The organism is Legionella anisa, from assembly GCF_001467525.1.
GTDB classification, from domain to species: domain Bacteria; phylum Pseudomonadota; class Gammaproteobacteria; order Legionellales; family Legionellaceae; genus Legionella; species Legionella anisa.
Genome location: NZ_LNXS01000036.1, coordinates 1 through 21,460, shown reverse-complemented (window position 1 = coordinate 21,460; position 21,460 = coordinate 1). Strand labels below are relative to the sequence as shown.

Here is a 21,460-nt window from a genome sequence, read left to right as displayed (position 1 = left end):
GTTGAAACTGGTATATAGCGTTTACCGCCGGATTGTCTTCAAGGAATGCATCGCGCTTAAGTCGTCGTTGAGGCGTCAATTTATCAGGGCGCGTACGCAGTAAAGCCAAGATGCCTCGGTTACTTTTTATTTGGCTGGATAGCTCGCGATAGGTCATCATACATTGATGTTGAAGTAAGCGAATAACATGAAAACGATCGGCCACTATTTTTGCATTAGGAAAATGTTTTTTAACAATAGAACGATAAGTACTACTTAAATCCATACAGACTACTTTAACGCGTTCCTTCCCGACTAAAGAAGCAAGATAACTGGAAAGGTCTGCCTCACTTCTTCCCTTAACAATATCAAAAATCTTATGTTTTTTAAGATCACAAAGTGTTGTGGCAAAACCCTGTTTTCGACTGAAAAAATGCTCATCGATGCCCAGAACAGTTGGGCATGGTGTATTCATCAGCTCTTTCGCTTGTTCTTGATAATGTCGATGATACCAGCGCTCTATAGTAGCTTTACCTTTATTAAATTGCTGGGCAAGGTCTTTTTGAGATATACCTCGAGTATGGTCATGAAACACACACGCTTGTAAACGCCATGTCGAACGTTGATGTTTATTAATACCAGGGAATTGTTGATTACCGTATCGCTTACACGTATTACAATAGAGTTTATAAGCTTTGAAACGTAATAGACTGCGGCGATGACCGATTAACTCATGAGCCACTGTTCGAACATAGGAAGACTTCTTTCGCACCGACTTACTGTGACAATGAGCACAACGAGGTTGTCGGTGGTAAGAAATATCCAATATAAGAGGTTGATAGCCACTCACTTTTTGTATGGTAAAACCCGGTAAATTTAATATAAGATTATGCTTAGGCACTTTAATCTCCAATTTGATCGCGAAATCAATTAGTTAGTCTAGACTAACTTGATTAAAGTGCCCCCTTTTTTGGGGTAGAGCCGAAACTTATTCATTATTTAATGTGTAGAAGCCTGTTGGAGGCATACTCCTTTCACCCCGAGGGGATTGTAAAGACTATTTTAAGAAATTACCGAGATTATGATCTTAATATGGATTACTTTCCAAAGCCTCCTGAGAAGGAATATGATCATGCTAAGCTATTGACACTTGCTGAGGTAATTACGGGGTTAGCTAATAAGAGAGGGGATGCTGGTTATATTTTCCAAGCCAACGACTCCAAGCAAGCATTTGAGTCAGAAAAAAAATTAGTACACTTGTATTATCAAGTTGCAGATTCTATTTTAAATGGGGAAAAGGCTGATTATCTAAAAGCGAAAAAATTCCTAGCTAAATTTAAAGACGAGCTTAATAAACTTTCAAACTATGCAGCTGTTCAAATGCCAACTGATAAAAATTATAAAGAGATGATTGATTCAGTTGAGAAGGAAATAAACTATCTTTTTGTAAAAGAACAACTAGAATTACTTCAAGTATTAGGTAAAGATTTCATTTCTGCAAATATGATGCTTAAACTCAAGGGCTTGGATATTGCGGGTAATAAAATAAAAATAACTCAAGTATTATCTGATGTGCATACAGAGCTGAAAAAAAATAAGGCACCATCATCAGTGTGTAATATGTTATATAATATTTGTAAATTTTTAGGAATAGAGAGTGTTAATTTATTTAAAGGTTTTTTTCATCAACAAAAAGCTATAGATACTACAAATGAGCTTATTTGTAGTTTTGACCCCCCAAAAAAATTGTAATGGCCTACTAAACCGCGTTTTTAACTCTCCTAGCGTAGGTCTTGCTTGGTCGAAAGCCTGGATTTTATTGGGTTAAGTTTTGAAATCCCCGCTTAGCGGGGATTTTTTATAGTGCACAAACATAAAACCTGGAACTAAAGCCCAATTTATTAAATGAAAAATATCCCTTTCTTTTTCGTTCAATAATTGTAGCAGACAATTTATATTTCAAAGTAATCCCATCATATATCTGATTTTTCATATAGGTGTTATAGACTTCAATTGCTAGGCTTATAATTCTGTAGATCTATTTCCTTTTGTTTAGCAGAAAAACTCAATATTTGGTCTTTGGATAAATAAACAGTGTATGATTCCATATGTGAATAGTTATTCTCAATAATAAAACTAAATGTATTACTTTCTTCAATCGTTTTTTGGGGATTAACGGGAGTTATTTTTTGAACCATATGATATGAACTATCTAATTCAGACGTCTTGAATCCAAATAATTTACCAAGTTCAGTGACTTCAAGACGGCTGAAATACTTGATTGCCAACTCTATGTCATCAGATGTAAGCTTAGTTTTTGGCTGCGCTACCTGAGCTAATTTTTCTTTGTAGATTGCAGTTGGATGTTCAAATAATGACGTATCTACTCTTGGATCCAATTCATAAATCGCATCGCCTTTAAATATCGCTCGTCCACTTGAGTATATATACTCACCATTACAATCCACACAGCCTTTGAACGGCTGAGTCGAATTCGTCCATTGCGGTTGGTCAAAAACATATACACTTCTTGCATCAAGTAACTCTGCAACTCCCGGTGTATTTTCAAAAGTACTTACATGAGTATTTCCCATAAAGCCGCACCATTTTTTACCCTTGGACAAGAAGCCAATTTCACGTTTCATGATCTGTGCCGCCGTATAATTCATGTATCTAATCCGGGTATTGTCTAGCTGCTGATTATCAATACCGATTTTTTGACTACGATAAACCGTACTTATGTCTATTCCTACTACTCGGATACCTGCCTCACGAGCAGCATGTAATACGGCAACATAATCGTTATTTTTCCATAAAGAAGAGGTAATTTTTGACGATGGACCAAAAGAATAACCCAATCCATGTTGGTTCATTTCCCTAAGTTGGTTTATTAATTCTGTAGACATCTTTCCTGTCTTGAAAAATTCATCTAGATCTTTTTGGTTAGTATCATAAAATAAATGCTCCATGAATAAAACTTCATACCCGTTTTGCTTCATTTTTTTCATGTTTTCTATCAAAAATTTCTTGGGGCTAATATGCGAATGGCACTCACCAACAATGAAAGGCTCTTCAAATAAATCTCGAGTTCTTTCTATGGGCTTTTTTGAGAGTACAGGAGAAACACTAGAAAAATAACTTTTAAGTACCCCTGAAAATTTTTCAGTGTCCAAAGCTTCTTCTGTTTGTGCTACTCCCCCCCCTAGCAGAAGAACGCCTAAGAACAGGTACAATAGCTTCACAAAATTCTTTATGTAGCTCTTTGGAGATTTCTTGTTTATTTAAAGACATACAAAGTAAAAATAATTGTTTGTTATATTAATATAATATAGTTCGAATTAATTCAATTTGCTAAATAATGTATCATTATCGCTCGATTGTAGACAAATAAATGGAGAATGACAGAAGTTCTAGATTTTTTTATTGCCTATTGAATGATTTAATGCGCCAAAACTGCACATAGAGGTATTCAGCCTTGCAACACTTGTGGAACACAACAAGGATTAATCGATTTTTTAAAAATTTTCCCTGATAAAAATAACCCATTTAATTTTTTGTTAATTAACGATCGGTATAATATAAAATCTAATTGATTAAAATAATGACTATCACTATTATGTTTTCTAAAATTAACCTGTTTAAAGCTGATGTTACAAAAAAAGCCTCTAGTCTAAAAACTAGTAAATTACACTTTTCAACCAATAAAACAAGCTTTAATTTTAAAGATAAGTTTTTCAAACTTACAGAGCAATTATTTCATGCCTCAAATCCTAAAGTAGGTAAAGATATGTTCCAATTAGAGGTCCACGGCCTATTTTTTAGGGTAGATGGCAGAAAACCTTCAATATTTCATCAAGAAGGAGGTTTAAAACCAAGAGTTGATAAAGAACGGTTATTTAACCTTACATTTGATGACATCATAAACTACCAACATTTCAATCAAAATCCTTTTGGGTGGGGAGCATGCCGAACTTTTCTTGAACTAGCGAAATTTATTGCCAACAATAAATCTCACGCAGATTCAAAGTGGATTGTTGTTTTTTATGGTACAGGGACTTCATTACTTAATTTAAAACTTAAGACCGGAATTGAATCAGATGTCTACGATTTTGAAGACGAACAACTTGTTTTTAATCATATTCCATTTGGTAATTTCCTAGTCGCAACATGCCCTAAATTTAGAGAAAAGTTTATGGAAGATTTATTAGTGCCTAATCTTATGCATGAATTTAACTCCTCATTACCAAAGACGGTAAGAAAATCTGATTTGTCTTCCAGTAAACAATTATTATCTTGGTTATTAAAACATAATTCTGAAGAAGTATTTATTTCTGTATGTGCTCATCTTTTCCAAGGTAAATCAGAAGCAACCCTAAATGCTATGTTAGAAGGTGATAAATTACTCATTAAGGCCGTTCAAGTAGCATTGAAACAATCAGAACAGAAAAACGAGCACCAAATAAATACCCAATAATACAAAAAATTTTTAATTTGTTTTTTAATAAATTTCATAATTATAAGTAAATTCTAATCCAGAGCATTTGCCAATAATTAGTTACAGGCATTTTATAATCATGACAAACTATTTAAATGTAATCTTTTCTGTTATTTCATTATCACGAACGGTTAATACAAGGTCCTTTTCTTTCCCTGTTGTTTTCAGTATTCGGAATAAGGTATTCGGATTTTTAAGCGTCACAATGGCTTGATGAGGCTTGCTCTCAAGCTCATCAAATTCAGTTTTTTTGGAGTGCTTTTTGATATGTGCATCAGCATCCTCTGGGTTTTTAAATAACGACACTTTATTTTGAAATGATTTTTTAATTTCTTTCGATCTAGGTTCTTTTGGTTTGCCGTAAAAATCAGAAATTCCAAATGTTCTATGCATGACATTTTCGCCCACTGCAGTTAAATCCATCTAGTCTAAATTGATTAAACCAATTTTTTTACCCAATACAGGATTACTTAAAAAATAATGGATTTTTTCCAAATGTTCTTTTGAAAGAGCTCGAACGTTCAGCACTGACTTTAAATCCAAATGGCTTACTATTAACTGTAATAGTTCGGGGGGTAAACTTGATAGTACTCCATTGTTTTCTATTTTTGGAATACCATTGGTATTTTTAAATATATTTAGTAGCTCTATTAGTTTCATTTCGGCTCACAATGGTTGGTTATTATAGATTATGTTAACAGGTTTTTATTAAAAAAATATCAAACGAGATGAATTTTATTATTTCAAATAAATCATAATATGTACTATATTTGTATATTGAAATCACTACTTTGGTTGTCAAATATCATGGGCACAGGCAAAACAGAGTTAACAACATCTCTAACACCTTCATCAAAAGAAAAGTCCTCCATTGAACTGGCAAAAATAGTTATTGCCTGCCATGAGAGAAAGGCAATATTTACAGGACAACCAGATTCGGAATTGGCTACTTTAATCAATAGGAAGGACGAAGAGGGCCTGGCTTATTGGCTGCATTTTAACTCATTTATTAAGTATCAATTGCGCAAAGTAATTCAATCAGCCAGCAACGACACCGCTCTCTCTGACGATGTAGTTAAAAATGTGCACCTTATTTTAACCAAACACCTAAAACAGCTGCAGGACAAAAAAATACTGACAACCTATCAATCAAATGATTTTTCAACCGATGAGTATATGTCATTACGAGAAGTTTATAATTCAGTGCGATATAAACGAGATAGACAACCCTTTGAAGCCCGAGACATAGCACCCATATTAAACGCTAAAAACCGTCGCTTGCGAGAATTAGGGCGCTCTGGCCACTTGATTCCCATTCGTTGTGCTGATTATGCCTCAAAAGCCACTGCAAGAAAACTTGCCAAAGCCATTGCAGGGTTGGGTGTTGGGGATAGAAGGCAGTATTTGTACAACCATCTCAATGGCAATCATACGATTGGCTTTGATGTAGAAAGAGACCGCTCAGGTGTCTATAAAATATTTTGTTTTGAATCTGCCGCGGACCCCAAACACATGGAGGCGCTCGATTTATTGTATAAAGAGCTGACTAAAAAAGGCATAAAATTTGAAATCAAATCCTGCCAATCGCAACTGCAAAAAGACGAGTACAACTGCTCGGTATACACTCTGGCGGTTCTTAGTGAGCTCAGTAAGTACGACCATGCTTTTGACTATTTACCAACAGAATACTCAGAAGAGTTATCGCTAAAGGCAACAAAAGAAATTAAGATAGAGGAAAATTACACAAAAAAGCGAACAGTTAAACTCGATAACATGGACAAAATCAATTGGGTTAAACTATCTGATATGCCCACGAAAGTCATTGCGATGAGCCAATCTTATCAGGCCATGGAGCAAGCCCTTAAGAAATCCAAAGATTTTGACCTTGACCCCGCTGTTTTTATTCAATTACATAAAAAGAAATACCATTTCGACCAGTCTAATGAACAATCAACTAAATACGTTAATCAACGACGCAAACATATAGTGGATAGACTAGATGCTTCAATAAAACCAATGCTTGAAAAATCCTACGCGAAATTTTTAAAAGAATTACCCTTGTTGGGTTTAATCGATGGGGGTAAGGTTCCTGATTTTCATAAAGAAATCACTGAAAACAAGGCCATGACACTTGATGAGAAAATGGCGTATATTGAAAAATTATTTTTTGTCATCACTGAAAAATACAAAATTGGTGGATCTTTCGATTCATTTGAAGCGATTTCAACAGTGCCACCCCATTATTTAAAGTCATTACTCTTATTGCGGAATGAGTATCTACGTCTTTTAGCAGCAAAACCAAGATCTGAATACGAGGAATTTTTTAAAAAGAGACTTCTTGGCTCACCCTTATACTACAGACTGGAAAAGCATTGCGAAAAAATCCCCTCTGTAATGGGTGTGGAATCATTATCGAGCATTTTTAGGGGAGTTTTCCCTAAGGATGTTGTGGCAGAATATTATTAAAAAAACTATTCATGCGAAGATTTACAAGTAAAAAACCCACTTAGAGATTTGTTTAAAGAAAATAGTTGCCTTAAACCTGCTGAAGTCATGGAACGATTAAATGCTTTCGAAAAAGAATATGGAGGAGGTCCTGGTGAAAATTTATTCACCAATTCAAAAATAATTGATTTTCTAGACCCGGGCTTACGCCAATGCGTATATCATGAACCCAGCACTTCTTTAATTAAGGTCAAGTCAGGAATGGATGAAGAAACCTTACTTGGACTGATTGAATCAAAAACTAGGATATCACGTGCTTACGTTTTTAGCGAAGATTATAAATTTTATTTTTACCATGAAGGCAATAAGCCAAAACTCAAAGCAGTTCCTATCGACGAAGCAACGCTGCAAAAAATTATCAAAATCGCCTCACAACAAATTGAGAAATTGGGTTCTAACCCTAAGAAAGTTCTGTCTTTAGGTAATGAGTCAATAAAGGAGGTCTGTTCGTTTTTGCGTCAAGAGAACTTAAATGATATTTGTACCCTCGCAAACCATGCCCCCTATGACCCAGAAGAATTGAATAAAAAAAGAAATTTATTGATTTTAAGAGAAATATATATTGAGTGCCTGTCAAAGCTCTTACTCCAAGATAGGAAATTGGCCGTAAGAAAATGGCAAGAGTGGAGGAGTTCTCTATTAGGTTTTTTAGATGTGGTGCAAAAAGACTCCCCTCTTTCTCCCACAGCACGTGATGTCATTGTAACGCTTGATGTTGCAGAAAAAGAGAGTTTAGAGCATCAAAGTCAGGCTAATCTATTATTTCAAAAACTCTCAAGTACTGCAACCAGCGCTACAAAAGGCGGCTTAGAGAAAGGCCTTTCTTTTTTTAAATCTGCCAATCTCCAAGAGATTGTCCGTGCTTACTTCTCAAAAGAGACAAACGAACAAAATACTGGGCCTTACGCACAAGAAAGCCATGACGCCCTCGGTTTTAAACTGTCAATGTTTCACTTTCTTAATGGAGCAAGCGACCGTTGGATACGCTATGAGCGTACTAGCCCTCCATTGAATCAAATTGATGAGTTTGACTGGAAATTTAACTTATCCATTCACAAAGACGACGTATCAAAAGCCTTTCCTATCGTTGCAGAAATGGCCAACCAAATGAATTTAGGTCTGTTTAAGATCATGAGTCAGGCGCAAGTCAATCGGGTGCAAAATAATGACGTAAAAACTATGATAGGCCGAGAGCTTGTGATTTATCGTAACGCAAACCCTGAGCTCAATGCTGCACAATGGATAGACATCCTTCTTAAGATTGAAGAGCGCTTCAAAGAAGCAGGCATTAGAGCCTCTACTGACACATGTCCAGCCTCTAATAGAAAACTTGGTAAGTACGTAAGCTATACTCACGCAGCCTGGACCGATGAAAGAATGGATGTCCCCTTTGCTGAGGGGATTAAGGAAACTGCCTTAGAAGATGAGGACCTTTTCGCTGACTATGAGTATGATGAACAGAATCAAGTTCCCATGAAAAAAATGATGGTAGGAAAAAATCCTTTTAAAAGTGGTGGATCGTAAAATTTTAATAGAGCTGGCAAGTTTATGGAGAATATTGAGTCTACTTGAAACCAGCTCCTAATTAATTGGATAGTAGGAAATATACTATATTTAATTGCTTGTGGTTTAAATTTTGAGGGCATTATAGTTCTGGAGAGGAATAATTATGTTTTTTCCAAAAACTCATGAAGTAAAGTATGGTAATACCGTAAAATTTTTGAAAACATTTCCTCTTGAAGAGTTTTGGCGATTTTTTGTTGAGCGTGCTCGTTATGATTATCGAGAAACATTGTATCGTTTTATCTACAAACAACTGACGTTAGTAGAAGGCGAGGAACTAGAAAAGACCAGCATTGAAACTATATTAAATAGTGAATTATTTCAAAAGCTGACTCTAAAAGAATACAAAGACCTATTAAAAGAAAGAGGATTAAATTCGTCGATGTTTAAATTCCTCAATGTGGACTATAAGAAATCAAAAAAAGAGCGGTTGAAAGATCTTTTAGATAAGCACCAAGGATGGCTTGGTTTTGAAAGCAAAGAGCCTGGATACCTGATGGGTATGACTAAAGGATTATGCTTTATACTTGAAAGTATCGATAATAAGCGCAAGTTGAATGTGAATTTAATAGAGGAATTACATCGTCTATGCATGGATAAAGTAAAAAACACCAGAGAAAACACTAAACCTGGGGAATTTCGAAGTGATAATGATGTCGCGGCTTGGGATATTCTACCAGGAGGTTGTGAGACCTTCGAGGGCTTAGTTGAAAACATCACTTACTTGGCAGCCATTCAAGGAAAATACCCTACTGATATGGAAATGCTATTCAATAAGGACGAAAAGTTATTAATGTATGCCTCGCCAAAAAATAATGATAGTGAAATTGAGATATGGACCCAAAAAGAATTAGGAAAACGCTCTTACAATGCATATGTATCATTCAAAAATAAAAATCCGGAAGAGATTGCTAAAGAAATATGGGCAGCTGCTAAAGAGGGAAAACATGTACAGTATGTCACTTCAGAAAACGGAGGAAACCTTTTAAGCAGAATCCAAGAGGATTGCATACAAGAACTTGAAAGCTCATTGATTAAAGCCAAAGATAAACATGAAAAACTCACTGCTATCTTCACTTTTTTAAAGCATGTGGTTTTATTTCACCCATTTGATGATGGAGTGGGTCGTACCTATTCCATGTTATTGCTGCAATATTTACTGATGCGTGAAAATCTAATGCCAGTTTTATTGATGGATTCTAATATGATTCCTGGATTGTCAGTACAACAACTTGTGGGTGAATATCTTCGGGCTGAGAAAGAAATGGAAGCTATTATGGAGGACCCAAGCTATATAAGCAGCTCTAAATTTGTAATCGCTAATGTAGACACAACGACTCTACTAAAGAGCAAAAGCAGCGAAGAGCAAACCATGTTTCAAAATTGTTTAAATTTATTAAAAAGTACTGTAGAAGGCCTTAACATGGTTGCAGATACTCAATCTGCCCCTGAGGCGGCTAACAAATCGGCTAGCCGAAGGTCCAATTAAATTGGAGTGATTTTCGCAAACTACTAAATTAAAGAAATTTAATCAAACAAAAATTAACCAATCAATTGATTTACAATTCTTTATGGCTAATTTGCTTTGCAGCAGCTAAAACAGGACTTACTGAAAACCCCTCACAAAGAATCAATAGATCATGGGATTAGAAGAAATATCTTATATGATTGATAGTCAAAAGATCATATAACTACTTTTTGTATACATCTAGATTATGTTTTTGTTTTAAACTCAGGTGAATTATCATAGCCCGCCTAAAGAAATCATTTGGCCAATTAGAATATTGCCAATATTTGTTGTGTAGTCAGTTTAACTATACGCTTACCAATTATGTAGAGCATGCAAATCATGTAGGCCATGACGTATTCAGAATCTATTTGGAAAAAGAGCGATTAAGTGAGAGACATGTTAAGAGTGATATTGTTCCATGTGAACATGGGTATGTTGTTACAAATGATATATTGCAACAATGCCCTAACGACACAAAGAAAATTTGTGCTATCAGATGGTTTGCTGAGCAATTTCATCGTGAGCCCAAGCAGTTAACTAGCATCGATAGATGTCAATGTCAAATCCAACGTAATCACATTTCATGTACTATTCATGTTTGGTCGCTTTAAAAAAATTAGATTATAAAACGGGAAAAAGTATACAGAATCAAGAAAAATCTTCTCAGAAATTACCTCTTCAATGAGCTTGAAAAACCATCAGTGGTAATGAGCTTTTCGTAAGTCCTGAAACTATCTTAAAAATTAAATGTGCGGGTTCAAGCAGTGCAAATAGTCAAAGGTATATTTTTATGTGGATGCCCATTGTTGTCATAATTCCGGATTTTCTGATTGTAATGTGTCAGTCCTTAAAATAATATGAAGGAAAAATATTCTATAACATTGAACTTAGAATATATTTGCAACAACCGTGATAACAATTATTGTGAATAGTAAAAACAATTGTTTTTATTTAACCTCTCAACTCCCGAGCTAAACTAACCCCGCATCCAATAATTTGGGCTAACATTTCATTGGCACCAACACGAATATCAGCCCAGTCATCATTCAGAGCAATCAATTCAAATTCTCGTACCTCTCTAGAGGCAGATAATTGCTTATATTTGCGAACAATGACTTCCTGATCCCCCTCAATCAACGCCACTACAAAATCACCAGGCTTAGGATTTGTATCTGGATCTACAATGATGACATCATTAATCCGAAACTCTGGCATCATGCTTTCATCTTTAATATGCAGTGCAAAAGCATGCTTTCCAATGCTATCACTAACAGCTGTACTGACAGGAATAAACTCGACTTTGGTATCTACCTCCTCTTTGATTTTCTGGATGAATGCAGCTGGATCAATTGCTTGTTTGTAATCCAAGATAGGAACCAATGCCCCCATGCCAGGCGATTTCGTTATCTTCCCTTCACGGTTATCAGTTAAACACATCAAATAAGAAGCTGAAACCTCCAGCGCATCAGCAAGCAATTTAATTTCTGTTGGGCCAGGGGTACGGTCCCCTCTTTCATAATTATTAATACGTGAAATTTTCAACTCACTGGTCAACTCAGCCAATGCTTTTCTCGTCAATCCTTTGGCCTTTCGTTCATTCATGATTCTTTGGCCGATTTTCTCTTTGATGTTCATACCTATTCCACGGTTTTAGGTTAATAAATTAATCCATTTATATATTGACTATAACTCAATATGTGTTATTTTGAGATCTATTAACTACTCGATTCGAGCAGTTAAGCTCATTAAGAGCTATTTTTTGCCTTAAGTTCTCAAAATGTTATCACAAGTTTCATTGAGCGCTAAGACTTTTAGTTAAGGAATAAAGGACTATTTATGTACTTTACAGTGAATGATAATGAATTGGATGCACTCTGTGGACTTTCATATATCCAGCAAATTACCTACTTAAGAGGTATTCGACCCTATATGGATCGCAATACCTTCATAGTAGGAATTAAGCGACGGATTAGTTACCAATCGCTGGCCGAGACCCTTTATATTGAACCCCATCAAGGAATTACTGAATCAGGAAGTCCTAGCCGTCAGCAAATTCGTCGAGTCATTAAAGGGCTTGAAAGAGCTGGACTTATTGTCATTCAGTCTTTAGATAAACATCTTATTTTAAAATGTCTTTTAGCGGATATCAGTTATTGTGTCCAAAATAAACCCGGCACAAACCCGACACAGCAAGCCGACACAAAACCGCACGCTGTAATCCCTGTAAATACAAGGGGGGCGGAGGACACTGAAGTAAAAGCCGACATAGATAAAACCCTAAAAGCCGACACACCTCATATAAAAGAAAATAATTATATTTATTTATTACAACGCTTCGACCATTTCTGGCGTATGTACCCCGAGAAAAAGTCTCGTGAACGTGCCTTTGAAATCTTTACACAAATCAATCCAGATGAGCCTTTGCTGCAAAGAATGCTGCAAGCTCTGGATCAACAAATCAAAGCCCGTACAGAAAAAGAAGCGCATGGTGAATGGGTTCCAGCATGGAAGTTCCCAGCCAACTGGTTGTCTCAAAAATGCTGGGAAGATGAAGTCAAAGTCGAATTAACGCAGGAGAAAAGGAATGAGAAGTGCGGCACAAATACTAAAAGCAGAGCCATTGATCCATTCTGGACCCCAGAAACAGGAGATACAGCAATCAACGGTGAAGACGAATACCAGCAATCAAACGTCATCAACCTGCAATGCTACCGACAGTAGAAAAAAGTGTATTGAAAACCTGTTTACTCGTTTTGCAGTTTTCTACGGACATTTGTGGCGCAGTCAGTTCAAGAGTGATGGGTTTTTAGAGTTTGCCAAGAAAGAGTGGCTGGAGGGCTTAAGTCAATTCAGTGATGAGATTTTAAATCAGGTCATTATTGATTGCCGCGATCATTGCGAAATGCCGCCTACCCTACCGCAAATGATTGGCTTTTGTCGTGATATCAAAAGGCGAAATTCTTTTGATGTCTTACCAGAAAAATATCAACCAGCCAGCAAAGAAGTGGTTGAAGAGAATATCAGGCAGTGCAAAGCCTATTTATTTTAAATAACAGAAGGAGCCACATTATGTTGGTTTTAACCAGAAAAGTTGGGGAATCGGTAGTTATCAGTGAGGAAGTTTACTGCACTGTAGTGGGGTATCGTGATGGTGAAGTTCGCCTTGCTTTCGATGCCCCTCAATCAATCCCTGTTCACCGTGATGAAATTCAAAGACGCATTTATCGAGAACGCCAAAAAGATCAATGGTTCAGCGACTCATCTTCCAATAAGGAAAGCATTGTTGACCGTTTAATTAGCAAATTCAAAAACGGCTTGAAGTCGGCTTAATAACATCGAGGGTTATTCATATGAAAGCACAAGAAGAGCAAGGGATAACGGTTAAAGACCGCGCCTGTGAAAAGCTAAGGCGTGATTTGGGTGGCGTGATTGAACAGGCGCTCGGTGATCCTAAAACCGTTGAAATCATGCTCAATGCAGATGGCAAACTTTGGCAGGAACGCCTAGGCGAAACCATGCGTTGTATAGGTAGTATCAATAACGCGCGTGCTGAATCCATCATTAAAACTATTGCCGGCTTTCATGGTAAAGAGGTAACACGTTTTAATCCAATACTGGAGGGTGAACTGCCATTGGATGGTTCACGTTTTGCAGGGCAGCTGCCACCCGTGGTATCAAAACCAACATTTGCGATTCGTAAAAAAGCCATTTCGGTTTTTACACTAGATGACTATGTAAAATCAAAAATCATGACAGCAGCACAATGTGCGGTGATTAAGAAGGCTGTTATTGCACATCGAAACATTCTCGTCATTGGCGGCACAGGTTCTGGTAAAACTACTTTAGTGAACGCCATTATCAATGAAATGGTTTGTAGCTCACCAGCTGAGCGTGTCTTCATCATTGAAGATACTGGTGAAATTCAATGTGCTGCTGAGAACTGCGTCCAATATCACACCACCATTGATGTCAATATGACCCAGCTTTTGAAAACCACTCTAAGGATGCGACCAGATCGAATCCTTGTTGGTGAAGTGCGGGGCAGTGAAGCGCTCGATTTACTTGATGCCTGGAATACAGGTCATGAGGGCGGTGCTGCCACTTTGCATGCTAATAACTGCCTCGCAGGACTTCATCGTTTGAAATCACTTATTACCCGTAACCCTTCTGCCCCGGCTGAAATTGAACCTTTGATTGGTGAGACGGTTCATTGTGTGGTGCATATCGCAAGAACCCCGCAAGGACGCAGAGTTGAAGAAATCATATCGGTTAAAGGATATGAAAATGGTCATTACAACATCGAACAACTTATTTAAGGAGAATAGGTATGAACCAAGTAGTCAATATAAATTATCGAAGTCTATGGATCATGGGAGCGATTGTTTTATTGCTTCTGTTTATAACAGATCCTGCATGTGCTTCCAGTGCAGGTGGAGGCTTAACTTTTGACTCCTATCTAACCAAAATACAAAAATCCATTACCGGCCCATTTGCCTTTACTGCTGCAATTATTGGTTTAGTTGGTGCAGGAGCCACGCTGATTTTTGGTGGTGAAATGAATGGTTTTTTGCGAACCCTCCTCTTTATTGTGTTGGTACTTTCATTCCTGGTTGCCGCACAAAATACTATGACTGCGATTACAGGCAAGGGAGCTGAAATTGCTAAACCCTCAGTTTTAACGAGTGCTACGGAGTTGCAGCCATGAGCCTACGCACCATTCCTATACGCAGATGTGGTAATCGCCCAAGCCTTTTCATGGGAGGGGATCGCGAGCTAGTTATGTTTTCGGGTTTACTCTCAGCAATCTTAGTATTCGCAGCTCAAGATTGGCTTGCCGCACTTTTTGGCTTTGCCCTTTGGTTTTTATCCTTAAAAGGTCTAAGGCTCATGGCAAAAGCTGATCCTTATATGAGAGCAGTCTATCTGAGACAAAGAGGCTATCAGGCTTATTATCCAGCTCGTTCTACCCCTTTTCGTAATAATAAAGGGGGCTACCTATGATTGGATTCATTACTTTTTTAATCAGTATTATTGGGCTTTTGTTGTTGGGTACATTATTTAGCGCAGCTCGAATGAAAAGCCATAAGCACCATGTTAGAAGACATCGAAGTCATACAGCGGGACTAGTTGATTTACTGAATTACGCAGCAGTAATCGATGATGGTGTGATTGTAGGTAAAAATGGCTCTTTTATGGCAGCCTGGTTGTATCAAGGTGAAGACATAGCCAACACTACAGATGAAGCCCGTGAAATGATGGCTTTTCGAATCAATCAGGCAATGTCCTCATTGGGTAATGGCTGGATGATTCATGTCGATGCCATAAGACGTGCTGCTCCAGGTTACAGTGAGCAGAGTGCTTCATACTTTCCAGATCCGGTATCAAAAGCTGTTGATGAAGAAAGAAGACAGTACTTTGAAAGTATAGGGGCATTGTATGAAGGTTATTTTATTATCACACTAACTTGGTATCCACCTGTATTGGCACAAAAGCGTTTTGTTGAATTGATGTTTGATGATTCAGGGGAGAAATTAAACCTCAAAGAAAAAACCCATCAATTAATTGAAACCTTCAAGCAATCATGCAGGAACTTTGAGTCACGGATGAGTGCGGCACTTCACCTTGAAAGGCTAGGCTCAGAACTATTCATCAATGAAAACAATAAAGTCACTCAGGATAACTTTTTAAGACACATTCAATATTGTGTCACAGGGATTAATCACCCTGTGAATCTGGCTAAAAATCCCATTTATCTGGATGCTTTAATAGGCGGTCAAGAATTAACTCCAGGAATTACACCTAAAATTGGCCGAAAATTCATTCAATGTGTTGCTATTGAAGGATTCCCCATGGAGTCTTATCCAGGTATTTTAACACTGTTGACTCAACTGCCTTTGGAATATCGATGGAACTCTCGCTTCATATTCATGGATCCCCATGAGGCTGTAGCTCATTTCACTAAATTCCGTAAAAAATGGAAACAAAAGGTCAGAGGATTTTTTGACCAAATGTTTAATACCAACTCTGGTGTCGTTGATGAAGACGCGCTCGGCATGGTTAATGATGCGCAAGCGGCTATTGCCGAAACCAATTCCGGAATGGTTGGCCAAGGTTACTATACATCGGTTGTGGTGTTAATGGACGAAGATAGAGCTAACGTTGAAAAAGCAGCCCTATTCATCGAAAAGAATATCAATGCGTTAGGGTTTAGCGCACGTACAGAAACCATTAATACTATGGATGCCTATATGGGCAGCTTGCCAGGTCATGGTGTTGAAAACATCAGACGGCCTCTGATGAATACCATGAATCTGGCGGACTTGTTACCTACATCCAGCATTTGGACTGGTGAAAATAAAGCGCCTTGCCCACTGTTTCCCCCTCAATCACCACCTTTGATGCACTGTGTCACCAGCGGTAATGCACCATTTCGTTTGAATCTGCATGTAAGAGATTTAGGCCATGGCATTATGTTTGGGCCCACTCGTTCTGGTAAATCAACCCACCTGGGTTTAATAGCATTGTCCTGGCGTCGATATAAAGATGCACGTATTTATTCTTTTGATAAAGGCATGTCCATGTACCCAACTTGTAAGGCCACAGGTGGGGAACATTTCACGATTGCCGGTAAAGACTCCCGCCTTGCTTTTGCACCTCTACAGTTTTTAGAAACTAAAGCAGATAGAGCTTGGGCTATGGAGTGGATTGATACAATTTTAGCCTTGAATGGTTTGAATACCACACCAGTTCAGCGCAATGAAATCGGCCATGCCATTTTAAGCATGCACCAAAGTGGTTCTAAAACCGTATCTGAATTTGTCATGACTATTCAGGATGAGCCGATTAGAGAGACATTAAAGCAATACACCATTGATGGATTGATGGGCCATTTAGTAGATGCTGAAAGTGATGGTTTAGGCTTGTCCTCTTTTATGGCATTCGAGATCGAACATTTAATGGGTTTAGGTGAGAAATTTGCTTTACCTGTGTTGCTCTATCTCTTTAGGCGTATTGAAACCTCGTTAGATGGTCGCCCTACCCTAATCTTGCTTGATGAAGCATGGTTGATGCTGGCTCATCCAGTGTTTAAAAACAAGATTGCTGAATGGCTTGATTCCATGGCTAAGAAAAACTGTGTGGTGTTTATGGCAACCCAACATTTATCACATGCAGCCAACTCTGGAATCCTAGATATTATTGTTGAATCAACCGCTACCAAAATCTTTTTACCAAATCTGTATGCAAGAGATCCTGAATCCCGCCTCATTTATGAGCGCATGGGCCTAAATCCACGCCAGATTGACATCATCGCAGCAGCCGTCCCCAAACGTGATTACTACTATGTCAGTGAAAAAGGCCAGAGACTTTATCAATTGGCGTTAGAACCTTTGGCCTTGGCGTTTGTTGGAGCAACTGATCCCGATTCTATAGCAAGAATGAAGCAACTGGAGTTTAAGCATGGGGATGCGTGGGTCTCTCAATGGCTTTCAGAAAAAGGTATTCGCATGAATCAATATGGAGAAGCAGCATGAAAAAAATTGTAACGAATAACCCTTACCTCAATGCCAGACGAGCATGGAATGTTCATACCGCAGGACTTATGAAATCACTTCAAGTTTGGCAGTTAGTTGGGTTAGGTAGCCTCTTAATCGCATTGGCGGCAGTTGGGGGACTCATCGCAATAGGTAGTCAGTCTAAGTTTATCCCTTTGGTGTTTCAACAAGATGCCAATGGCAATACCTTATCGGTTACTCGTGCTGATAGAGTGGGTGAGGCAAGCATTGATGATTATCGTGCTGCAGCTGCTCATTTTATTGAAAACATACGCATGGTAAGCCTTGATGTAGAACTACAAAAGAAAGCTGTTTTTCAGGTGTATTCCTATTTAAATTCCAATGATGCAGCCCTTGCCAAGGTTCAAGAATTCTACAGCGACAAACAGCAATCTAATCCCTTTGAAAGAGCTGCTTTTGAGATTGTGAGTATAGACATTCGTTCAGTGCTTCAAGAATCTGATGAGACCTGGCAAGTAGCTTGGATTGAAACCATTAGAAATCGTGATGGTTCACTTAAAGAAAAGCCTCGCATGATGAAAGCGATGATTACGATGTATCAGGAGAATGAAATCAATGATGCCACCAGTGAGTCCATTTTGAAAAATCCCCACCTGATTTATGTGCGTGATTTTAACTGGTCATACGAATTAAAGCATGGAGAACAGCAATGAAAAGAGTAATGCAGCTATTTTGTTTATTAACACCGCTGACAAGTTTTGCATTGGATAACACTAATCTGGCCGAGCATTATTTTTCGGATACTGCGCCTAAGCTATCGAGTCAGGAAAAACAAGGTTTAGATATTGCAGAGCGTACACAACAAGGAGAAAAAACAAGTATACCCTTTGCATCAAGCGATGGTTCAGTCAGTTTTATTTATGGATCAGGGCAAATCAGAGTAGTTTGTGCCCCTTTACAAGTGTGTGATATTGCCCTTCAAGCAGGTGAGCAGTTTAACGACATGAACGTCGGTGATCCACGCTTTGTTGTTGAACCATCTCTCACAGGATCTGGAGCTATGCAACAAATCCATCTGCTAATAAAACCTAAAGATGTAGGGCTTGATTCTTCTTTGGTAGTCACCACAGACAGAAGAACATATCACTTTAGATTAAAGTCAGATAGAACCGAATTTATGCCTTACATTTCGTTTACTTATCCTGATGAAGCCAAAGCAAAATGGCAGTTGCTTCAACGCATTCAGGCTGAAAGACGAAAAGTAGATACCCTGCCAGAAACGAATGAATATCTTGGCTCCCTTAACTTTAATTATCGAATTCAAGGCAATGCCCGATTTAAGCCAGTTAGAGTTTATAACAATGGGGTCAAAACAATTATTGAGATGCCAAGAACCATGGCTCAAAGTGAAGCGCCTGCGCTGCTGGTTTTAAGAAGTCGAGGGCTATTTAAAAAATCAGAGTCCGTCATGGTCAATTATCGTCTTCAGGGTTGTCGTTACATCGTAGATGAGGTTTTTGATAAAGCCATCTTAGTTATCGGCAGCGGTTCCTCTCAAGAAAAAATTACGATTACAAGGTGCTGAAGATGAAAAAATTAAGTGTTTTATTGGCTGCTGTCTTGTTATCAAGCTGTGCCAGCATACGTTATGGCAATTTCACTCAAATGTCTCAAGGCAAAGATGCCTATCTGGCGGCAGATGCAGCGACTCAATTAACCCAAGTTGTTCCACCTGCTCAAAATACATTTTGTATTGGTCAACGAGTGACAGATGGCTTTGGCTTAAGTCTTATTCAAAACCTTAGAAAAAAGGGTTATGGCATCAATGAAAATCAATGCCCTAAGAATAAAGCTAATTTTTTCTATGTGCTTGATGAACTTAAACCTCAAAGCTATCGAGTAAGCCTTTTTGTAGGAATGCAAACATTGAGCCGTCTGTATGAAAAAAACCATGAAAATATCATCTCTGTCAGCGCATGGACTCATAAGGAGTAAGAGCTATGAATCAAAATAATGATTATTTGTCACCAGACAATTCACCCCAAAAGCTTCAAACAACAGGTGTAAAACGAGTGAATAATGTGCCACTCATGATTGCAATTGGTATTTTAACTCTTTTTGTGGTGCTCATCGCATTGGTTGCCAATAAACGAGCTAATGCGCAAAACCAGCCACCAGAAATAGTGAAGATTAAAAACCCAAAGAAAAATACCATGAGCCTTGCCAATGACGTGGTAGGAAACCATAAAACAGCAGTAATTCCGCCCCAGAGTGTCACGATTGCTAACAATGAAGCAGCTCCTTTGCCTATTCCTGAACAACTTCTACCTAAAGAAGATGTTCTCACAAAAGATGTATCTGAAGCTGAAATCGAGCGCATTCGTCAGGAAAAAACTCAAGAATTTGAAGAGGCTGTCAAAGCAAAGACTTCCGTAATGGTAGATAACCCACGATTGAATAATCGCGACACTGCCAAAACGTCCATGAATAGCAATGAGATGGCATTCAACATCGACCCCTCATTAGCGTTTAAAGAGCAGCTCGCATTATTACAAGGAAGGCAAGCCAAACCCATGCCACAAACTTTAGGTGGTGAGGAAAATGAAATGCGTTGGCATTTAAATTCAACACTTCAAAACCCAAACAGTCGATACGAACTAAGAGCTGGTAGTGTAATTCCGGGGGTAATGATCAGTGGCATTTCCTCAGAATTACCAGGCCAAATCATAGCTCAGGTCTCACAAAACGTATATGACACCGCCACCGGAAAATATCTTTTAATACCTCAAGGAACCAAGATATTGGGACTTTATTCCAGTGATGTCCCTTTTGGTCAGAACTCTGTATTAGTGGCTTGGCAACGTTTGGTTTTTCCAGATAGTAAGGCCCTGGATATTGGCTCTATGCCTGGTTCTGATAGTGCTGGATATGCCGGATTTCGTGATCAGGTAGATCATCATTATGGACGAATTTATGGTTCAGCACTTTTAATGTCAGGCATTATTGCTGGTATTACTTATAGCCAAAATACCAATCAATCTAATCAATTCGGTTACGCCCAGCCCACAGCTGGCAGCGTCATGAGTCAAGCTTTGGGGCAACAATTGGGCGAGGTCACTTCGCAACTGGTTTCAAAAAACCTTAATGTGTCTCCCACTATCAATGTTCGCCCAGGTTATCGATTCAATATCATCGTGGTAAAGGACTTAACGTTTAAACAGCCCTATAGGCAATTTGTTTATTAATGAAGGAGAGCATTATGAAATTTAAATCCATGATTATTTATTGCTTTGTTTTACCAGTATTCGCGGGTGGCGCACCTGTGTTTGATATTGCGAATTGGATCCAAAATGGAAAAATGATTGCAACTCAGCTTAGCGAGTATAAAACGCAAGTCGATCAATACAAAAATCAGATGGATCAATACCAAAACATGTTAGACAACACCAAGTCACTGACTTCCTTTGAATGGGATAATGCCAACTCAGTTATTAATAATTTGCTTGAATCGACTGATACCATTGATTACTACAAGCAGGAAGCTGGCAGCCTCCAAGGCTACCTTGACCGATTCCAAAGTCAGGAATACTACCAAAAGACGCCGTGTTTTAATGGTAATGGCCAATGTTCTGCGGAAGAACTTAGAAAAATCAAACAAAGCAGATTAGCGGCTTCTGTTGCTGAAAAGCGATCCAATGACGCCATGCTTAAAGGGATTGATAAACAACAACAGAGCTTAAAAAATGATTCTGCAAAGTTGCGTACTTTGCAATCTCAGGCACAAAGTGCTGCAGGTCAAAAACAGGCTCTTCGTGTCCTTTCGGCAAGGCTGCGTAAAAAATATTTTTAAATTTTATCATTTAGGGGTTGACAGTGTTTTAGGCCATTTTTTCA

At 38.1% G+C, this 21,460-nt stretch carries 21 protein-coding genes and 2 pseudogenes; 18 read left to right on the top strand and 5 right to left on the bottom strand.

The features are described 5' to 3' along the window. On the bottom strand, nt 1-880 hold an 880-nt coding region (locus tag Lani_RS12485; protein WP_156415163.1), incomplete at its 3' end, for an ISL3 family transposase. 191 nt (nt 881-1,071) lie between these two features. On the opposite strand from Lani_RS12485, the gene Lani_RS12480 reads away from it, so the two are divergent. Then, entirely contained in the window at nt 1,072-1,731 is a 660-nt protein-coding gene (locus Lani_RS12480) for a hypothetical protein (RefSeq protein WP_058388601.1), read from the top strand. 257 nt (nt 1,732-1,988) lie between these two features. On the opposite strand, the gene Lani_RS12475 is transcribed toward Lani_RS12480, so the two are convergent. Then, complete coding sequence (locus tag Lani_RS12475) at nt 1,989-3,221, bottom strand: membrane-targeted effector domain-containing toxin (protein WP_058388600.1); 1,233 nt, start codon at nt 3,219-3,221, stop codon at nt 1,989-1,991. A 359-nt stretch (nt 3,222-3,580) separates the two neighbouring features. Here Lani_RS12475 and Lani_RS12470 point away from each other — a divergent pair, with 359 nt between their 5' ends. Next, the gene (locus Lani_RS12470; protein WP_058388599.1) at nt 3,581-4,453 is read left to right on the top strand and encodes a hypothetical protein; all 873 of its coding nucleotides are present in this window, start codon (nt 3,581-3,583) and stop codon (nt 4,451-4,453) included. 108 nt (nt 4,454-4,561) lie between these two features. Here Lani_RS12470 and Lani_RS12465 read toward each other — a convergent pair whose 3' ends face one another. Together Lani_RS12465 and Lani_RS12460 are read right to left on the bottom strand one after the other, a co-directional pair. After that, nucleotides 4,562-4,882 carry a hypothetical protein gene (locus tag Lani_RS12465; protein WP_238585187.1) on the bottom strand — a complete coding sequence of 107 codons (321 nt, stop codon included), beginning with the start codon at nt 4,880-4,882 and terminating at the stop codon, nt 4,562-4,564. A 15-nt stretch (nt 4,883-4,897) separates the two neighbouring features. Continuing rightward, nucleotides 4,898-5,134, bottom strand: a complete 237-nt coding sequence (locus tag Lani_RS12460; RefSeq protein ID WP_058388597.1) for an F-box protein — start codon at nt 5,132-5,134, stop codon at nt 4,898-4,900. Between the two features lie 147 nt (nt 5,135-5,281). Between Lani_RS12460 and Lani_RS20800 the strand changes: the two genes are divergently transcribed. The 4 genes and pseudogenes from Lani_RS20800 to Lani_RS21185 all read left to right on the top strand — a co-directional run bounded on the left by Lani_RS20800 (nt 5,282) and on the right by Lani_RS21185 (nt 10,774). Next, nucleotides 5,282-6,940 carry a hypothetical protein gene (locus tag Lani_RS20800; protein ID WP_223499530.1) on the top strand — a complete coding sequence of 553 codons (1,659 nt, stop codon included), beginning with the start codon at nt 5,282-5,284 and terminating at the stop codon, nt 6,938-6,940. An 87-nt stretch (nt 6,941-7,027) separates the two neighbouring features. Then, nucleotides 7,028-8,503: a hypothetical protein gene (locus Lani_RS20795; RefSeq protein ID WP_223499532.1), complete on the top strand. Its 1,476-nt coding sequence runs from the start codon at nt 7,028-7,030 to the stop codon at nt 8,501-8,503. A 145-nt stretch (nt 8,504-8,648) separates the two neighbouring features. Continuing rightward, nucleotides 8,649-10,031, top strand: a complete 1,383-nt coding sequence (locus tag Lani_RS12450; protein WP_058388596.1) for a hypothetical protein — start codon at nt 8,649-8,651, stop codon at nt 10,029-10,031. A 257-nt stretch (nt 10,032-10,288) separates the two neighbouring features. Beyond that, nucleotides 10,289-10,774, top strand: a pseudogene (locus Lani_RS21185) (hypothetical protein). 229 nt (nt 10,775-11,003) lie between these two features. On the opposite strand, the gene Lani_RS12445 reads toward Lani_RS21185, so the two are convergent. After that, entirely contained in the window at nt 11,004-11,687 is a 684-nt protein-coding gene (locus Lani_RS12445; RefSeq protein ID WP_058388595.1) for a helix-turn-helix domain-containing protein, read from the bottom strand. A 201-nt stretch (nt 11,688-11,888) separates the two neighbouring features. Here Lani_RS12445 and Lani_RS12440 point away from each other — a divergent pair, with 201 nt between their 5' ends. The 12 genes and pseudogenes from Lani_RS12440 to trbJ form a co-directional block, all read left to right on the top strand. After that, nucleotides 11,889-12,773, top strand: coding sequence for a hypothetical protein (locus Lani_RS12440; RefSeq protein ID WP_058388594.1), 885 nt, complete (start codon nt 11,889-11,891; stop codon nt 12,771-12,773). Nucleotides 12,774-12,792: 19 nt separating this feature from the next. Further along, nucleotides 12,793-13,101: a hypothetical protein gene (locus tag Lani_RS12435; RefSeq protein ID WP_058388602.1), complete on the top strand. Its 309-nt coding sequence runs from the start codon at nt 12,793-12,795 to the stop codon at nt 13,099-13,101. A gap of 20 nt (nt 13,102-13,121) precedes the next feature. After that, nucleotides 13,122-13,382, top strand: coding sequence for a carbon storage regulator CsrA (csrA, locus tag Lani_RS12430; RefSeq protein WP_027265149.1), 261 nt, complete (start codon nt 13,122-13,124; stop codon nt 13,380-13,382). Between the two features lie 20 nt (nt 13,383-13,402). Then, complete coding sequence (gene trbB / locus Lani_RS12425; protein ID WP_058388593.1) at nt 13,403-14,368, top strand: P-type conjugative transfer ATPase TrbB; 966 nt, start codon at nt 13,403-13,405, stop codon at nt 14,366-14,368. An 11-nt stretch (nt 14,369-14,379) separates the two neighbouring features. Continuing rightward, a complete protein-coding gene (locus tag Lani_RS12420; RefSeq protein WP_058388592.1) occupies nt 14,380-14,757 on the top strand; it encodes a TrbC/VirB2 family protein in 378 nt (125 codons plus the stop codon). Further along, nucleotides 14,754-15,053 (top strand): conjugal transfer protein TrbD, encoded by a 300-nt coding sequence (locus Lani_RS12415; RefSeq protein ID WP_018576440.1) that lies wholly within the window; start codon nt 14,754-14,756, stop codon nt 15,051-15,053. The genes Lani_RS12420 and Lani_RS12415 overlap by 4 nt, the downstream gene beginning before the upstream one ends. Further along, nucleotides 15,050-17,584 carry a VirB4 family type IV secretion/conjugal transfer ATPase gene (locus tag Lani_RS12410; protein ID WP_058388591.1) on the top strand — a complete coding sequence of 845 codons (2,535 nt, stop codon included), beginning with the start codon at nt 15,050-15,052 and terminating at the stop codon, nt 17,582-17,584. Before Lani_RS12415 ends, Lani_RS12410 begins: the two co-directional genes overlap by 4 nt. Then, nucleotides 17,581-18,279: a conjugal transfer protein TrbF gene (locus tag Lani_RS12405; RefSeq protein ID WP_058388590.1), complete on the top strand. Its 699-nt coding sequence runs from the start codon at nt 17,581-17,583 to the stop codon at nt 18,277-18,279. Before Lani_RS12410 ends, Lani_RS12405 begins: the two co-directional genes overlap by 4 nt. Beyond that, nucleotides 18,276-19,151, top strand: coding sequence for a P-type conjugative transfer protein TrbG (gene trbG / locus Lani_RS12400; RefSeq protein ID WP_058388589.1), 876 nt, complete (start codon nt 18,276-18,278; stop codon nt 19,149-19,151). Before Lani_RS12405 ends, trbG begins: the two co-directional genes overlap by 4 nt. Before the next feature lie 2 nt (nt 19,152-19,153). Continuing rightward, the gene (locus Lani_RS12395; RefSeq protein WP_058388588.1) at nt 19,154-19,561 is read left to right on the top strand and encodes a conjugal transfer protein TrbH; all 408 of its coding nucleotides are present in this window, start codon (nt 19,154-19,156) and stop codon (nt 19,559-19,561) included. A gap of 5 nt (nt 19,562-19,566) precedes the next feature. Continuing rightward, complete coding sequence (locus tag Lani_RS12390) at nt 19,567-20,811, top strand: TrbI/VirB10 family protein (protein ID WP_058388587.1); 1,245 nt, start codon at nt 19,567-19,569, stop codon at nt 20,809-20,811. A gap of 14 nt (nt 20,812-20,825) precedes the next feature. After that, a pseudogene (gene trbJ, locus Lani_RS12385) lies at nt 20,826-21,389 on the top strand (P-type conjugative transfer protein TrbJ); the annotation flags it as partial. Nucleotides 21,390-21,460: the final 71 nt, after the last annotated feature.

Excerpts from the sequence above, each read along its gene's own strand:
- Lani_RS12480 (WP_058388601.1), top strand. The coding sequence starts at position 1,072 with ATGGATTACTTTCCAAAGCCTCCTGAGAAGGAATATGATCATGCTAAG.
- Lani_RS12470 (WP_058388599.1), top strand. The coding sequence starts at position 3,581 with ATGACTATCACTATTATGTTTTCTAAAATTAACCTGTTTAAAGCTGAT.
- Lani_RS12460 (WP_058388597.1), bottom strand. The coding sequence starts at position 5,134 with ATGAAACTAATAGAGCTACTAAATATATTTAAAAATACCAATGGTATT.
- Lani_RS20800 (WP_223499530.1), top strand. The coding sequence starts at position 5,282 with ATGGGCACAGGCAAAACAGAGTTAACAACATCTCTAACACCTTCATCA.
- Lani_RS20795 (WP_223499532.1), top strand. The coding sequence starts at position 7,028 with ATGGAACGATTAAATGCTTTCGAAAAAGAATATGGAGGAGGTCCTGGT.
- Lani_RS12450 (WP_058388596.1), top strand. The coding sequence starts at position 8,649 with ATGTTTTTTCCAAAAACTCATGAAGTAAAGTATGGTAATACCGTAAAA.
- Lani_RS12445 (WP_058388595.1), bottom strand. The coding sequence starts at position 11,687 with ATGAACATCAAAGAGAAAATCGGCCAAAGAATCATGAATGAACGAAAG.
- Lani_RS12440 (WP_058388594.1), top strand. The coding sequence starts at position 11,889 with ATGTACTTTACAGTGAATGATAATGAATTGGATGCACTCTGTGGACTT.
- csrA (WP_027265149.1), top strand. The coding sequence starts at position 13,122 with ATGTTGGTTTTAACCAGAAAAGTTGGGGAATCGGTAGTTATCAGTGAG.
- trbB (WP_058388593.1), top strand. The coding sequence starts at position 13,403 with ATGAAAGCACAAGAAGAGCAAGGGATAACGGTTAAAGACCGCGCCTGT.
- Lani_RS12420 (WP_058388592.1), top strand. The coding sequence starts at position 14,380 with ATGAACCAAGTAGTCAATATAAATTATCGAAGTCTATGGATCATGGGA.
- Lani_RS12415 (WP_018576440.1), top strand. The coding sequence starts at position 14,754 with ATGAGCCTACGCACCATTCCTATACGCAGATGTGGTAATCGCCCAAGC.
- Lani_RS12410 (WP_058388591.1), top strand. The coding sequence starts at position 15,050 with ATGATTGGATTCATTACTTTTTTAATCAGTATTATTGGGCTTTTGTTG.
- Lani_RS12405 (WP_058388590.1), top strand. The coding sequence starts at position 17,581 with ATGAAAAAAATTGTAACGAATAACCCTTACCTCAATGCCAGACGAGCA.
- trbG (WP_058388589.1), top strand. The coding sequence starts at position 18,276 with ATGAAAAGAGTAATGCAGCTATTTTGTTTATTAACACCGCTGACAAGT.
- Lani_RS12395 (WP_058388588.1), top strand. The coding sequence starts at position 19,154 with ATGAAAAAATTAAGTGTTTTATTGGCTGCTGTCTTGTTATCAAGCTGT.
- Lani_RS12390 (WP_058388587.1), top strand. The coding sequence starts at position 19,567 with ATGAATCAAAATAATGATTATTTGTCACCAGACAATTCACCCCAAAAG.